The 13,802-nt window shown below is 68.5% G+C and carries 15 protein-coding genes; 4 read left to right on the plus strand and 11 right to left on the minus strand.

Annotated elements, in window-relative coordinates:
* Positions 1-106: 106 nt before the first annotated feature.
* Positions 107-2,713, minus strand: a complete 2,607-nt coding sequence (locus tag ACFVV1_RS16615; protein ID WP_389989928.1) for an FHA domain-containing protein — start codon at positions 2,711-2,713, stop codon at positions 107-109.
* Positions 2,714-3,116: 403 nt separating this feature from the next.
* Between ACFVV1_RS16615 and serB the strand changes: the two genes are divergently transcribed.
* A complete protein-coding gene (gene serB / locus ACFVV1_RS16620) occupies positions 3,117-4,373 on the plus strand; it encodes a phosphoserine phosphatase SerB (RefSeq protein ID WP_389989929.1) in 1,257 nt (418 codons plus the stop codon).
* A gap of 110 nt (positions 4,374-4,483) precedes the next feature.
* On the opposite strand, the gene ACFVV1_RS16625 is transcribed toward serB, so the two are convergent.
* The 4 genes from ACFVV1_RS16625 to ACFVV1_RS16640 all read right to left on the minus strand — a co-directional run bounded on the left by ACFVV1_RS16625 (position 4,484) and on the right by ACFVV1_RS16640 (position 6,928).
* The gene (locus ACFVV1_RS16625; RefSeq protein ID WP_389989930.1) at positions 4,484-5,002 is read right to left on the minus strand and encodes a SixA phosphatase family protein; all 519 of its coding nucleotides are present in this window, start codon (positions 5,000-5,002) and stop codon (positions 4,484-4,486) included.
* 74 nt (positions 5,003-5,076) lie between these two features.
* Positions 5,077-5,283: a hypothetical protein gene (locus tag ACFVV1_RS16630; RefSeq protein ID WP_389989931.1), complete on the minus strand. Its 207-nt coding sequence runs from the start codon at positions 5,281-5,283 to the stop codon at positions 5,077-5,079.
* 182 nt (positions 5,284-5,465) lie between these two features.
* Positions 5,466-5,576: an SGM_5486 family transporter-associated protein gene (locus ACFVV1_RS16635; RefSeq protein WP_266365722.1), complete on the minus strand. Its 111-nt coding sequence runs from the start codon at positions 5,574-5,576 to the stop codon at positions 5,466-5,468.
* A gap of 26 nt (positions 5,577-5,602) precedes the next feature.
* Complete coding sequence (locus ACFVV1_RS16640; RefSeq protein ID WP_389989932.1) at positions 5,603-6,928, minus strand: CynX/NimT family MFS transporter; 1,326 nt, start codon at positions 6,926-6,928, stop codon at positions 5,603-5,605.
* Between the two features lie 155 nt (positions 6,929-7,083).
* On the opposite strand from ACFVV1_RS16640, the gene ACFVV1_RS16645 reads away from it, so the two are divergent.
* The gene (locus ACFVV1_RS16645) at positions 7,084-7,758 is read left to right on the plus strand and encodes a FadR/GntR family transcriptional regulator (RefSeq protein WP_389989933.1); all 675 of its coding nucleotides are present in this window, start codon (positions 7,084-7,086) and stop codon (positions 7,756-7,758) included.
* 112 nt (positions 7,759-7,870) lie between these two features.
* Here ACFVV1_RS16645 and ACFVV1_RS16650 read toward each other — a convergent pair whose 3' ends face one another.
* The 6 genes from ACFVV1_RS16650 to ACFVV1_RS16675 all read right to left on the minus strand — a co-directional run bounded on the left by ACFVV1_RS16650 (position 7,871) and on the right by ACFVV1_RS16675 (position 12,242).
* Positions 7,871-8,257: a hypothetical protein gene (locus tag ACFVV1_RS16650; RefSeq protein ID WP_389989934.1), complete on the minus strand. Its 387-nt coding sequence runs from the start codon at positions 8,255-8,257 to the stop codon at positions 7,871-7,873.
* A gap of 169 nt (positions 8,258-8,426) precedes the next feature.
* Positions 8,427-9,194 (minus strand): enoyl-ACP reductase FabI, encoded by a 768-nt coding sequence (gene fabI / locus ACFVV1_RS16655; protein ID WP_389989935.1) that lies wholly within the window; start codon positions 9,192-9,194, stop codon positions 8,427-8,429.
* A 5-nt stretch (positions 9,195-9,199) separates the two neighbouring features.
* The gene (gene fabG / locus ACFVV1_RS16660) at positions 9,200-9,919 is read right to left on the minus strand and encodes a 3-oxoacyl-[acyl-carrier-protein] reductase (protein WP_266745396.1); all 720 of its coding nucleotides are present in this window, start codon (positions 9,917-9,919) and stop codon (positions 9,200-9,202) included.
* 404 nt (positions 9,920-10,323) lie between these two features.
* Entirely contained in the window at positions 10,324-11,223 is a 900-nt protein-coding gene (locus ACFVV1_RS16665) for a helix-turn-helix transcriptional regulator (protein WP_389989936.1), read from the minus strand.
* Between the two features lie 95 nt (positions 11,224-11,318).
* Positions 11,319-11,594: a hypothetical protein gene (locus tag ACFVV1_RS16670; RefSeq protein ID WP_389989937.1), complete on the minus strand. Its 276-nt coding sequence runs from the start codon at positions 11,592-11,594 to the stop codon at positions 11,319-11,321.
* A 180-nt stretch (positions 11,595-11,774) separates the two neighbouring features.
* Positions 11,775-12,242 (minus strand): ATP-binding protein, encoded by a 468-nt coding sequence (locus ACFVV1_RS16675; RefSeq protein WP_389989938.1) that lies wholly within the window; start codon positions 12,240-12,242, stop codon positions 11,775-11,777.
* A 205-nt stretch (positions 12,243-12,447) separates the two neighbouring features.
* Here ACFVV1_RS16675 and ACFVV1_RS16680 point away from each other — a divergent pair, with 205 nt between their 5' ends.
* Together ACFVV1_RS16680 and ACFVV1_RS16685 are read left to right on the plus strand one after the other, a co-directional pair.
* Positions 12,448-13,314, plus strand: a complete 867-nt coding sequence (locus ACFVV1_RS16680; protein WP_389989939.1) for a helix-turn-helix domain-containing protein — start codon at positions 12,448-12,450, stop codon at positions 13,312-13,314.
* On the plus strand, positions 13,311-13,532 hold the full coding sequence (locus ACFVV1_RS16685) for a DUF397 domain-containing protein (protein ID WP_389989940.1): 222 nt from the start codon (positions 13,311-13,313) through the stop codon (positions 13,530-13,532). The genes ACFVV1_RS16680 and ACFVV1_RS16685 overlap by 4 nt, the downstream gene beginning before the upstream one ends.
* Positions 13,533-13,802: the final 270 nt, after the last annotated feature.

Consider the following 13,802-nt stretch of genomic DNA (forward strand, 5'->3'; position numbering starts at 1 on the left):
TCCGGACGTCCTCGGAGTACCTACGAATCCGCATGCGTATACGCCGAAGGGCGGCACCCCGCGCGGGGTGCCGCCCTTCGGCGTATACGCATGCCGGTGTCCGCGCCTACTTGCGCATGACCTCCGGCTCGTGGCGGCGCAGCAGTCGCGCGACGACGACGCCGCAGATGATGCCGAGCACCAGGAGCACCGAGATGTTGATGCCCCACTGACCGGCCGAGTGCTCCCACAGCGGGTCCAGGTCGGTCGGGTTCTTCGGGTCCCACGGCGCCATGAGGTGCGACAGGTCGAGCGTCGTGCCCGCGCCCGCGATGGCCCAGCGGGACGGCATCAGCCAGGCGAACTGCTCCAGGCCGGGCGATCCGAACACCTGGAAGAGGATGCCGGTGAAGACGACCTGGACGATCGCGAACATGACCAGCAGCGGCATGGTCTTCTCGGCGGTCTTCACCAGCGAGGAGATCACCAGGCCGAACATCATCGAGGTGAAGCCGAGCGCGATGATCGTCACGCAGAGCTCGACGGCCGGCGGCATGATCAGGCCCTCTGCGGGCAGCTCGCGGGTGGCGAAGCCGATGCCGCAGATGATGACGCCCTGGATGGCCGTGATCACGCCGAGGACGATCACCTTCGACATCAGATAGGCGGAGCGGGAGAGACCGGTGGCCCGTTCCCGTTCGTAGATGACGCGTTCTTTGATCAGTTCTCGTACGGAGTTGGCCGCACCGGAGAAGCACATGCCGACCGCGAGGATCAGCATGATCGTTCCGGCGGCTCCGTTGAACCGGGACGGCGGCTCCGGCGGGGCCAGGCCGAAGTTGGCGGGGATGACCACGCTGACTACGCCGAGCACGGCGGGCAGGATCACCATCAGGCCCATGAAGCCCTTGTCGGACGCGATCACCGAGACGTAGCGGCGCATCAGCGTCCACAGCTGGGCCGTCCAGCTCTGCGGCTTCGGCGGGCGCAGCTGCTGTTGCGGCATGTGTACGGACTGTACGGCGACGGCGTCGATGTCCGCGGCGTACATCTGGTAGTGCTGCGAACCGCGCCAGCGGCCCGCCCAGTCGTAGTCGCGGTAGTTCTCGAACGCGGAGAAGACGTCGGCCCAGGTGGTGTAGCCGAAGAAGTTGAGCGCTTCCTCCGGCGGGCCGAAGTAGGCGACGGAACCGCCGGGCGCCATGACGAGCAGCTTGTCGCAGATCGCCAGCTCGGCGACGGAGTGCGTGACGACGAGGACCGTACGGCCGTCGTCGGCCAGGCCGCGCAGCAGCTGCATGACATCGCGGTCCATGCCCGGGTCGAGGCCGGAGGTCGGCTCGTCCAGGAAGATCAGCGACGGCTTGGTGAGCAGCTCCAGGGCCACGGAGACACGCTTGCGCTGGCCGCCGGAGAGGGAGGTGACCTTCTTGTCCTTGTGGATGTCGAGCTTGAGCTCGGCGAGGACCTCGTGGATCCGGGCCTGGCGCTCGGCCTCGGTGGTGTCCGCGGGGAAGCGGAGCTTGGCCGCGTACTTGAGGGCCTTGGTGACAGTGAGTTCCTTGTGCAGGATGTCGTCCTGCGGGACCAGACCGATGCGCTGACGCAGCTCGGCGAACTGCTTGTACAGGTTCCGGTTGTCGTAGAGGACGTCACCCTGGTTGGCGGGCCGGTAGCCGGTGAGCGCCTTGAGCAGGGTGGACTTGCCGGAGCCGGACGGGCCGATGACCGCGATCAGCGACTTCTCCGGGACGCCGAAGGAGACGTCCTTGAGGATCTGCTTCCCGCCGTCGACCGTCACCGTGAGGTGGCGGGCGGAGAAGGAGACCTCACCGGTGTCGACGAACTCTTCCAGCCGGTCCCCGACCAGGCGGAAGGTCGAGTGACCGACGCCGACGATGTCGTTCGGGCCGATGAGCGCGGAGCCGGACTTGGAGAGCGGCTGACCGTTGACGTAGGTGCCGTTGTGGGATCCGAGGTCACGGATCTCGAAGCGGCCGTCGGGCGTCGCGTGAAACTCGGCGTGGTGGCGCGAGACCTGGAGGTCGGAGACGACCAGTTCGTTCTCGAGCGCACGACCGATGCGCATGACGCGGCCGAGGGCCAGCTGGTGGAACGTGGTCGGGCTGCGGTCGCCGTACACCGGCGAGGCCCCCGCGGCACCGCCGGGCGCGCCCGCGCCGGGTGTACCGGGTGTATTCGCCACGCCCTTCTGGTACGGGACCTGGGGCTGCTGGGGCTGCTGGGGCTGCGCGGGCTGCTGCTGCGGCTGGGCCTGGGGGGCCTGCTGCCAGCCCTGCTGGTGCGGCTGCGGCTGCGGTGGAATGGGGGCGGCCTGCTGGCCGGGCCAGCCCGCGCCATCCTGCTGGGGCTGCTGGGCGGGGGCCTGCTGCGCACCCACGCCCTGCCCGCTGTACACATCGGCACCGCCAGCGGCGCTGATGCTCAGCCGCGGTCCGTCAGTGGCGTTGCCGAGGTACACGGCGGAGCCGGGCCCTATTTCAAGCTGATGGATTCGCCGGCCCTGCACATAGGTGCCATTGGTGCTGCCGTTGTCCTCGATGAACCAACTGTGGCCCCCCCAGCTGATCGTGGCATGCCGCCACGACACCCTGGCGTCGTCGATCGTCAGGTCGCCCTGCGGATCACGCCCCAGGGTGTACGACCTGGACGGATCGAGCGTCCAGGTCCTGCCATTCAATTCCAGTACGAGTTCCGGCACTCCGCGCCCCACTAGTTGTCCCCCGAGTCACCCCCATCGCAGGGGGTCTAGGGATGCTGAACATCGTGGGGAACTATTCCAGGAGCAGTCCCCGATACGAAAGTCGGGCAGAGTGAAGACCCTGCCGAGGCCTGTGGTGTTGTGCCGTCGTCCCAGGATGAATCGGTACGGAGATCAGCAGGCACGTATGAGTGCGTACGAATTGTGAGCGAACGTTCAATTCCGGGTGATTCTGCCTGCTGGGGGCCGGATCCGCTCGGGTCCGTCCGTGGTCGTCGGGCGTGCCCGAGCGTGTCCGGTCCGCCGTCGCACTGTGTTGCGTGTCGGTGACGTGCGGAGACGGGGCGACACGCGCTGTCCGGTCCTCGGGACGGGCCTCCGAGGCCATGGAGCGGACCGATACGGTGGGAACACCATGAGCGCACCTCAGCCACCTCAGTCTTCCCCGTCTCCTGAGCCCCCTGAGTCCCGTCAGGGCACGGACACCCCCACCCTTCTCGTGAAGATCTTCGGGAAGGACCGCCCCGGGATCACCGCCGGGCTCTTCGACACCCTCGCCGCCTACTCGGTCGATGTCGTCGACATCGAGCAGGTCGTCACCCGTGGCCGTATCGTCCTGTGCGCACTGGTCACCGCCCCGACCGCGGGCGGCACCACCGAGGGCGACCTGCGGGCGACCGTGCACAGCTGGGCCGATTCACTGAAGCTGCAGGCCGAGATCATCTCCGGTACGGGTGACAACCGCCCGCGTGGCTCCGGACGTTCCCATGTGACGGTGCTCGGGCATCCGTTGACCGCGGAGTCGACCGCCGCCATAGCGGCCACGATCACCTCGACCGGCGGGAACATCGACCGGATCTTCCGGCTCGCGAAGTACCCGGTCACCGCAGTCGAGTTCGCGGTCTCCGGCACCGGGACCGAGGGACTACGGACGGCGCTGGCAACGGAGTCCGCCGGGATCGGCGTCGATATCGCGGTCGTGTCGGCCGGACTGAGCCGCCGGGCGCAGCGGCTGGTCGTCATGGACGTCGACTCGACGCTCATCCAGGACGAGGTCATCGAGCTCTTCGCCGCCCATGCCGGCTGCGAGGACAAGGTCGCCGAGGTGACCGAGCAGGCGATGCGCGGCGAGCTCGACTTCGAGCAGTCGCTGCACGCGCGGGTGGCGCTGCTGGCGGGTCTCGATGTGTCGGTGGTGGACAAGGTGCGCGCCGAGGTGCGGCTGACCCCGGGGGCCCGCACGCTGATCCGTACGCTGAAGCGGCTCGGCTACCAAGTGGGCGTGGTTTCGGGCGGGTTCACCCAGGTCACCGACGATCTGAAGGAACGGCTCGGGCTCGACTTCGCCTCTGCCAACACCCTGGAAGTGGTCGACGGAAAGCTCACCGGACGGGTCGTCGGCGACATCGTCGACCGGGCCGGCAAGGCCCGGCTGCTGCGCAGTTTCGCCGAGCAGGCCGGAGTGCCGCTGGCGCAGACCGTCGCGATCGGCGACGGCGCGAACGACCTCGACATGCTGAACACCGCCGGGCTCGGGGTGGCCTTCAACGCCAAGCCGGTGGTCCGCGAGGCGGCGCACACCGCGGTGAACGTGCCGTTCCTGGACACCGTGCTGTATCTGCTCGGTATCACCCGCGAGGAGGTCGAGGCCGCCGACGGTCTCGTCGACTGACGCGCACCCGCTTACCCGCGTATGAGCAGGGCCCCGGTGGTTTCCGCACCGGGGCCCTGTTCGTACGACGGCGGGAGCTGCGCGACGGCGGGAACCGTACGCCAGCGGGATCAGTCGTTGGGGGTCCAGTACTCGACCAGCTTGCCCACCCCGTGCTCCACGCCCTTCCAGGAGCCGGAGAACTCCACGACGGCGAAGGCGGCGGTCGGGAAGCCGCCGCGGTTCATCCGGGCCAGGGCGTCGCCCTCGGCCGATTCCGAGAGGGCATCGGCGACCGCGTGCATCCCGGGGTTGTGGCCGATGACAAGAAGGTCGTGCACATCGTCAGGGGTCTCGTTGATCAGGGCGATCAGTTCGCCGGGAGACGCCTCGTACAGTCGCTCCTCGTACACGGTCCTGGGGCGGTGCGGCATCTCGTGCACCGCCAGCTTCCACGTTTCGCGCGTCCTGGTGGCGGTCGAGCAGAGGGCCAGATCGAGGACGATCCCGGAGTCGACGAGTTTGCGGCCTGCGACGGGGGCATCCTTGCGGCCGCGCTCCGCGAGCGGCCGCTCATGGTCGGAGTCCTGCGACCATTCCGCCTTGGCATGCCTGAGAAGGACGATCCTGCGAGGTGTATCGACGCTCATACACCTCAGCTTCGCACGAAATGTGCCGCCCGGCGCAGGGTGTTGAAGGGCTTCCACGGGCTGCGCGGAGACCGTCAGCCGGTCATCAGGACCACGATTCGCTCAAGCAACCGGCCGAGCGCGGGGTCGGCCGTAGCCGCGTGTGCGTCACCGGATCCCACGATCATCAGCAGGAGCGCGGCGAACGCGATCGCGGGCAGCGCGACGGCCCACCACGGCAGCCGGACCTCGACGCTGCCCGTGGCCGGGTGGGTGGACCGGGTGTGCGTACAGGCCGGCATGTCCGCCTCCGTCAGTCATCGGTTCCGATACCCAGAACCTACGGACTCGGGGGTGCCGGTCCCATCCGGTGACCCACCCACTTCACCCTGACCCTGTCCCCCTAGGGGACGGTGGTGCCAGCCCTACCACCGGCCGTCGCCGGCCACGCGGTTCAGGGGGATTCAGGCAGGTTCAGGCGCATTCAGGGAGATGCGACCGAGGCGATCACCGCGATGATCACGGTGACCAGCAGCATCGCCCCGAGCACGAGGAGAAGCTTCTTCTGACCGTTCTGGGGATTCGGATCAAGCACAGGAGACATGGGCCCAGTCTCGCATCTCAGCATTCGTCCTCGATCGTCCGGTCCCGCCCGGCCAGAACCCCGGCCAGCATCTGCGGCACCATGAGGCCCGCCATCAGTGCGATCGGCAGCCCCCAGCCACCGCTGTGCTGATGGAGCACGCCGATGAGCAGCGGGCCGGGGATCGAGATCAGATAGCCGGTGGACTGCGCGAACGCGGACAGCCGGACCACTCCGGCGCCACTGCGGGACCGCATGCCGATCATGGTCAGCGCGAGCGGGAAGGCGCAGTTCGAGATGCCGAGCAGCAGCGCCCAGGCCCAGGCGCCGCCGGTCGGTGCGAGGTAGAGGCCGGCGTATCCGATGAGGCCGCAGGAGCCGAGGACGACGACGATCGGGCCCTGGCTCTTCATGCCGCCTGCGACCCGGGGGATGACGAACGCGAGCGGCACGCCCATCGCCATGGTCACGGCGAGCAGCAAGCCCGCCGTACCGGCCGAGACCCCCGCGTCGCGGAAGATCTGCGGCATCCACATCATGGTGATGTACGCGGCGGTGGCCTGCAGGCCGAAGAAGCAGGCGAGGCCCCACGCCGTACGGCTCCGGGTGATCCTGAGCGCCGGGGCCTCCTGGTGGCGGGCGGCGAGCCGCCCGGGGGCGCCGCGCCGGTCCCGTACCAGCGGGATCCAGGGCAGGATCGCAACGGCGGCGAGGACGGCCCAGATGCCGAGGCCCGCCCTCCAGCTGCCGCCCAGCGCACTGGTCATCGGCACGGTCACGGCGGCGGCGAGCGAGGTGCCGAGGGCCAGGGCCATCGAGTAGAGCCCGGTCATGGAGCCGACGCGATCCGGGAACCAGCGCTTGACGATCACCGGCATCAGGATGTTGCTGACGGCGATGCCCATGAGAGCGAGGGCGCTCGCGGCGAGGAAGCCGACCGTGCCGCCGACGAGCGGCCGGATCACCAGACCGGCAGTGATGGCGATCATGCCGGCGCAGACGATCGCGCCCGGGCCGAAGCGGCGGGCGAGGCGCGGCGCCATGACGCCGAAGACCGCGAAGCAGAGCGGCGGTACGGAGCCGACGACACCGGCGACGCTGCCGCTCATGTGCAGCCCGTCCTGCACCTCTTCGAGGAGGGGGCCGAGGCTGGTGATGGCGGGACGGAGGTTGAGCGCGGCGAGGACGAGCCCGATGGCGACGAGACGGAGCAGCCATGGGGACGGCCCGGGAGCGGTCTGCACGGCCTGTGCGGTCTGCGGGGCTTCCGGGGCCGGGGATTTCGTCGGGGTGTCCGCGGTGGTGGCGGGGCTCAGGGTCCGGGTCGGGGTCCGGGGCTGCGGCTGGGTCTCGTCGTCGGGCATGAAGTCATCATAGAATCATGGGATGATTGATTGTCCAATCCTGCGCATACTCCTCTGAGACCATCCAGACCCACCCCGTCAGGCCCACCCCGTACCCCTCTCCCCTCTCATCACCGCAGCAACCCGTCACCGAAGCAACCCGAGCAAGGAGCACCATGGCGCTGACGTCTCCGCGGCGTTCGGCACTCGCCGACCAGGTGATTGCCCAGCTGAGGAATCAGATCACCTCGGGCGAGTGGCCCGTGGGGTCACGGATTCCCACCGAGCCCGAACTGGTGGAGCAGCTGGGCGTGGCCCGTAACACCGTCCGCGAGGCCGTGCGCGCGCTCGCGCACAACGGCCTGCTCGACATCCGGCAGGGCTCGGGTACCTATGTCATCGCCACCAGTGAACTGGCCGGGGTGATGCACCGCCGCTTCGCCGCCGCCGATCCGCGCCATGTCGCCGAGCTGCGCTCCACCCTGGAGTCGTCGGCGGCACGGCTGGCGGCCGCCCGGCGTACCGAGCGGGATCTGAAGCAGCTGGACGCGCTCATGGCACGCCGGGAGGAGACCTGGGCCGCGGGTGATGCCGAGGCGTTCGTCGCGGCGGACGCGACGCTGCATCTGGCCGTGGTCGCGGCCTCGCACAATGACGTGCTGACCGGCCTCTACGCCGACCTGGGCGATCTGCTGCGCGACTATCTCAGGGTCGATGTCGGCCATGAGCTGGGGCCGGAGAGCCTCATGGACCACGGCCGGCTGGTGGAGGCGATCCGGGCGGGGGACACGGAGACGGCGGCGGCCGAGGCCGCGAGTCATGCGCTGAGCTGCCTGGTGGACCGGGTGTGAGGGGCGCGGCTGTCCGGCGGACCAGGAGTGAGGGTCGAAGTCACCTCACGTCGACCGGTGTCGCGTCGCGTCGACCGCAGTCACTCCGGGTCGACCGGGTTCGCGTCGCGCGTCAAACGGAACTCTGCACCCGGTGTGTGACCCAGACCGAGCCGACTTCCTTCCAGCAGCGGTCGTCGAGCCGCACGGTCTGTCCCGGTCCCACATCGACCGGGGTGGCGTCGGCGTCTATGTCCCACCAGCGGCGGCATTCGGTGTGCAGCTGCACGCGGTCGGTGGAGGGGTACGGGTTGTGGCAGTAGGCGACGACCCGGGAGCCCAGGACCGACGTACGGCATTCGGATCCGGCGGGCTCCGGGGTGGGAGCGTCGGGGGCGGATGCCCCGGTTCCACCCCGCCCCGCCATGGATATGACGGATATGCCCAGGGGGGCGATCAGTCCGGCGATGAGCACGGAGGCCGCCGGCAGGGCCCAGGTTCGGCGACGTGTGGAGCGCACAGCGACCTCCTCCCCGCAGCCTGACCAAAAGTTCGGTTCCACCACATTCTGCGGTGGATCGACCATCTTTTCGACTTGAGCGGGTCGGGGTCGGGCCCAGACGCACGACGGCCGCGTACCGCCTGCTCAGAGGCGGTACACGGCCGTGTCACAGCCTGTCGGCGCGGGTTCAGGCACCCATCATGTGCACGCCACCATCGACGTGGACGATCTCGCCGGTGGTCTTCGGGAAGAAGTCCGAGAGCAGGGCGACGACACCGCGGCCGGCCGGCTCCGGGTCCGCCATGTTCCAGGCCAGCGGGGAGCGGGTGTTCCACACGTCCGCGAGCTCGGAGAAGCCCGGGATGGACTTCGCGGCCATGGAGCCGATCGGTCCGGCCGAGATCAGGTTGCAGCGGATGCCGTCCTTGCCCAGGTCACGGGCGAGGTAGCGGGAGGTGGCCTCGAGCGCGGCCTTGGCCGGGCCCATCCAGTCGTACTGCGGCCAGGCGTACTGCGCGTCGAAGGTGAGGCCGACGATCGAGCCGCCCTCGTTCATCAGCGGCTTGCAGGCCATGGCGAGCGACTTCAGCGAGAACGCCGAGACGTGCATCGCCGTGGCGACGGACTCGAACGGGGTGTTCAGGAAGTTGCCGCCGAGCGCGTCCTGCGGCGCGAAACCGATGGAGTGCACGACGCCGTCGAGCGAACCGAGCTCGTCACGGACCAGCCCGGCGAGGCGGTCGAGGTGCTCGGCGTTGGTCACGTCCAGCTCGATGACCTTGACCGGCTTCGGCAGCTTCTTGGCGATGCGCTCCGTCAGCGTGGGCCGGGGGAACGCGGTCAGGATGACCTCGGCACCCTGCTCCTGAGCCACCTTGGCGGTGTGGAAGGCGATGGACGACTCCATCAGCACACCGGTGATGAGGATGCGCTTGCCGTCGAGAATTCCGCTCATGGTGATCAGTGACCCATGCCCAATCCGCCGTCAACGGGGATGACGGCTCCAGTGATGTACGACGCGTCGTCGGAGGCGAGGAAGCGCACCGCGGCGGCGATCTCCTCGGGCTGCGCATAGCGGCCGAGCGGCACCTGGGACACGATGCCCTTGCGCTGCTCCTCGGTGAGCGCCTGCGTCATGTCGGTGTCGACGAAACCGGGCGCGACGACGTTGAAGGTGATGTTCCGCGAGCCGAGTTCACGGGCCAGCGACCGGGCGAAGCCGACCAGACCCGCCTTGGAGGCGGCGTAGTTCGCCTGTCCGGCCGAACCGAGGAGCCCGACGACGGAGGAGATGAGGACGACGCGGCCCTTCTTGGCGCGCAGCATGCCGCGGTTGGCGCGCTTGACGACCCGGAAGGTGCCGGTGAGGTTGGTGTCGAGCACGGACGTGAAGTCGTCCTCGGACATCCGCATCAGCAACTGGTCCTTGGTGATACCGGCGTTGGCGACCAGTACCTCGACGGGGCCGTGCTTGTCCTCGATCTCCTTGTAGGCCTGCTCCACCTGTTCGGCGTCCGTGATGTCGCACCGGACGGCCAGAACGCCCGCCTCGGTGAGGATCTGGGGGGGCTCGCCCGAGCGGTAGGTGATCGCGACCTTGTCGCCGTTGTCGGCGAAAGCGCGGGCGATGGCGAGGCCGATGCCCCGGTTTCCTCCGGTGACGAGAACCGAGCGGCTCAACGGATCACCCTTTCGATAGCGGTCTGGTACCTCGAAAACCTATCGGTACCACCCGCTCCGCGAGCAATCGGCCCCTGACAGCGCCTTCCGCGGGGCTCTGTGGGGTTCCTACAGTCGTGTACTCATCGATCGATCGCCGAGCCGCCGGGCGCGGCCTGCCCGACGGGACAGCAGCGGCGCCCCATCTCCTCCGACTCTTCTCCGGCAACCGGCACCCGTACGGTGTCGGGTGCCTGGACTCATGAACCAGGTGGCCGTCGGCCGGCCCGAGCCGTACGCGATACGCCTGACTGAGCGCTCGGGCGGTGGCCTCGAAGGGAGTTGACGCGGCTCCCTCCCGTACGGTGCGTACGGCCGGGACTCCGGGCCGGTCGGGCATGGCAGGGCCCCGGACGTACCTGCCGTCACACGGCGACGGTCACCGGGGTGGTCGGTGCCACCTCTCCGTTGGTGATGACGAGCAGCAGATCGCCCACGGTCGCGTCCGTCCCCAGGCCCAGTTCCGAGACGGGGCGTGCACCCGGCACGTCGCGTGCGGTGACGGGAGTCAGGTGCAGTTCATTCTCCCGGCCCTGGTAGGCGAGAATCACGGCGCTCTCGTCACTGCCGATGCGTGCGGCCACCTCGTCCAGCCGGTCCGGCAGTACGGCACAGATGACGGTGAGCCGCTGGTGCTCGGCCCTGGGGAACGCGGAGATCATCTCCAGCACACCCGGCGCGGAAAGCGTGCCTTCCAGAAGCTGGGCGACGGCGGCGCGGTCGCCCGAGCGCTCGTCCTCCGGCACGGCGTCGACAACACGCACGATCGGCAGCCCGTCGTCGAGCACCTGCCGCCAGCGGGGCAGCATGAAGTCGATGTGCAGGGCGTCTTCCCGCGTCGCTCCCGCATCACCGACGCTCTCGCCGATCCCGGCCAGCCACGCGTTGACCTCGGCCCAGCGCCAGACGAGGGAGCGCCCGACCGTACCTTCAGGATCGGGGAACACCCGGGCGTCATGACGCCGTTCGCCGTTCACCCATTGGAGGATGTTCTGACGGCTGCGGCTGGTCCGCTCGGCGATGTCGGACACTCCGACCAGATCCGGATCCAGCCGTAGCAGCCGCAGCGAGGGCAGCTCCTGGTACAGCCGGACCACCAGGCGGTGCGCGGCGTCGATGGCACTGTCACCGGTCTCGGACACATCGAGCAGATGCTTGCCCCGATGCCGGGTGAGCAGCCCGTCGAACTCGTCGAAGATGATGCCGACTGCCACATCGTCGTCCACGCCGACGCCGTCCACGACGAAGAGAAACTCGTATTCCATCGCGCCCTCGATCCCCCTTGTCCGTGCCTTCACAAACCTCCGCGCCGGGGTTCGCCACCCTCATGAGGGCAGACTTACCCAGCACGGGTACGTTGTCAAACGACAACACCGCCGCCGAGGGTGCGGCGCGGATCCCCCTCGGGGAGCGGGCAGAGCTTCGCGCGCCGCGCGAGATTGCGCGCCGTACGCCCCGGATTCCTCGCCGTGCCCGGCACCGGGATGGTGAGACAGCCTCCTCCGACGCACGGGCAGTACAGCCGCGCCCAATGACCCTCCTTGCGCAGGATCCATCCGGCAGCCACGAGCCGCTTGAGGACTTCTCGGATCTCTTTGTCCTGGTGATCCGCCGGTGACACTTCGCGCCCGACCATCCACCATCTCCCCAACACTCGCCGCCGTCAGGCCAGTTGACTGTCAACTCGGCGTGACCGAGAGACTACCCCGCGGGGCCGACAATCGACGAAATCGCACGTCATTGCGGCAATTGGGCTCACGTTCGATCGGTTGTGGCTACCAGCGAGCGAGTACCGGACCCGCTGCCCTCGCGAGGCTCACCCGGTCGGGCAGGGGACCCGGCACCGGATCTGCTTGCCGATCGACGACCGCACCACGTGCCAGCCCGGTGCGAGCAGATCCAGCAGCGCGAGGCCGCGGCCGACCTCGGCCTCCGCGTCGTCCAGCGCGATACCTCGACGGCGTGGAACGGTACGCGGGTCGGGGTCATGGACATTGACCGCGACCCCGAAGGCCGCGGCGTACACCCCCACCACCACGGGCACGTGATCCCCGCAGGCCCGGACGGCGTTCCCGACGAGCTCCGACACGACGAGCTGCGCGGTGTCGGCCACGTCGCCCTGCACGCCGAGCTCGGCCAGGGCCTTGGCGGTGAGCTCACGTACGGAGCAGAGGTTCGGGCCGGAGGCGTTGATGTGTGCCGCGAAGCCGCGGCTCCGGTAGCGCACGTAGCGCCCGACGGCGGGTGGCGGGGACTGCGGGTCCTGGTCTTCCTCGTCGGCCATGCCGAACATGACGCCTCCAGCCTGCGGCGTGAGGCCGCGCGAAGTATTGACTTCCACCACGCTTGGCAATTGCCCATGCACGGTGGGTTGCGATGAGTAGCGATGATGCGCCCCCTCCACCCTGGGTAGCAAGTTTTCTACCTCTTTCGGTTACGAGTTCCCGGAAGGTAATCAGCAGCACCAATTACTGAGGTATGACTGCGACATGCCCAACTCTCCCCTGGTACCGACCGTCCGGCGCCGACGCCTGGGATCCACGCTCAGACGTCTACGGAACGGCGCAGGTCTGACGCTCGACGAGGCTGCCGTCGCCATGGGCTGGAAAGGCCCGAAGCTGTCGAAGATCGAGAGCGCCAATCAGGCCATCAGGCCCGGCGATGTCGTGGCGCTGCTCAAGGCCTACGGGATCAACGATCCGGAAACGCTCAACGCCCTGGACAATCTGGCCAAGGACGCCAGCAAGAAGGGGTGGTGGCAGACCTACAGCGGAATCGTGTCCCCCGCCTACGCCGACTACATCTCGCTGGAGTCCGACGCCTCGCAGATCTGCGAATGGTCGCCATTGGTGATCCCGGGCTTGTTGCAGACCGCTGCGTACGCGCGTGAGAACATCGCGGGAATCACAACTTTCCGCACCACCGACGAAGTTGCGGCCCTTGCCGAAGTGCGGCTGGCCCGGCAGTCCGTACTCACTCGACCGGGAAAGCCGTTGGAGCTGTGGGCCATCATCCACGAGGCCGCGCTCCACCAGCGATTCGCCGTCCGTCCCGCCACCATGCGCGAGCAGTTGCGACGCCTGCTCGATTCGGCAGAGATGCCCAACGTGACCATCCAATTGATGCCGTTGGACTCAACCGCGCACCCTGGAGTCGTAGGCGGCTTCAGTATGGTCGGTTTCCCCGGCCCCGCCCCGGACGTGGTTCTGCTGGAAAACCTCAGCGGAGAGACTTACCTTGAGGGCGAAGGAGCGTCGCCCTTCGCGAAGGCGTTCGAGCGGATTCGTGCCACGGCGCTGTCCACGGAGGACTCGGCCGCACGCATAGCTGAGATGGAAGAAGGCCACAGAAGGTGAACGCGCCCGAGGCGGAACTGTTCGGACACGACCTCTCGATCGCGGCCTGGCGCAGGTCCTCCGCCAGTGGAGCCGAGAACAACTGCGTAGAAATCGCCAACCTCCCCGGAGGAGCAACGGCGGTACGCGACTCGAAAGACCCTGCACGCACCCCCCTACGGTTCACGGCCTCGGGGTGGGCCGCGTTCAGGGCGGGCGTGATCGACGGCGAACTGTGATCGGTTGCGGCACGCGAACGGCCGTCCGCCCGAGGATGCCGTCCGGGCGGGCGGCCGTTGCTGTGCGCGAGTACGTGTCTCCTCCTCGCCCCCGAGGAAGTCGAGCTGTACGTCGGCCGAGACGGCTTGCCCGAGGGGCCATCTCGTAGGAGATAAAACTCTGTTCGAGGAACCGCCATCGGATCCAGGACTCGGGTGGCCCACGCCCAACCGGTTGGCGAGCCCGGCGCGCCCGTCCGGGGAAACCCATGGCCGGTCGCCCTCGACGCA

It is taken from the genome of Streptomyces sp. NPDC058092, assembly GCF_042884935.1.
In the GTDB taxonomy this organism is placed as follows: domain Bacteria; phylum Actinomycetota; class Actinomycetes; order Streptomycetales; family Streptomycetaceae; genus Streptomyces.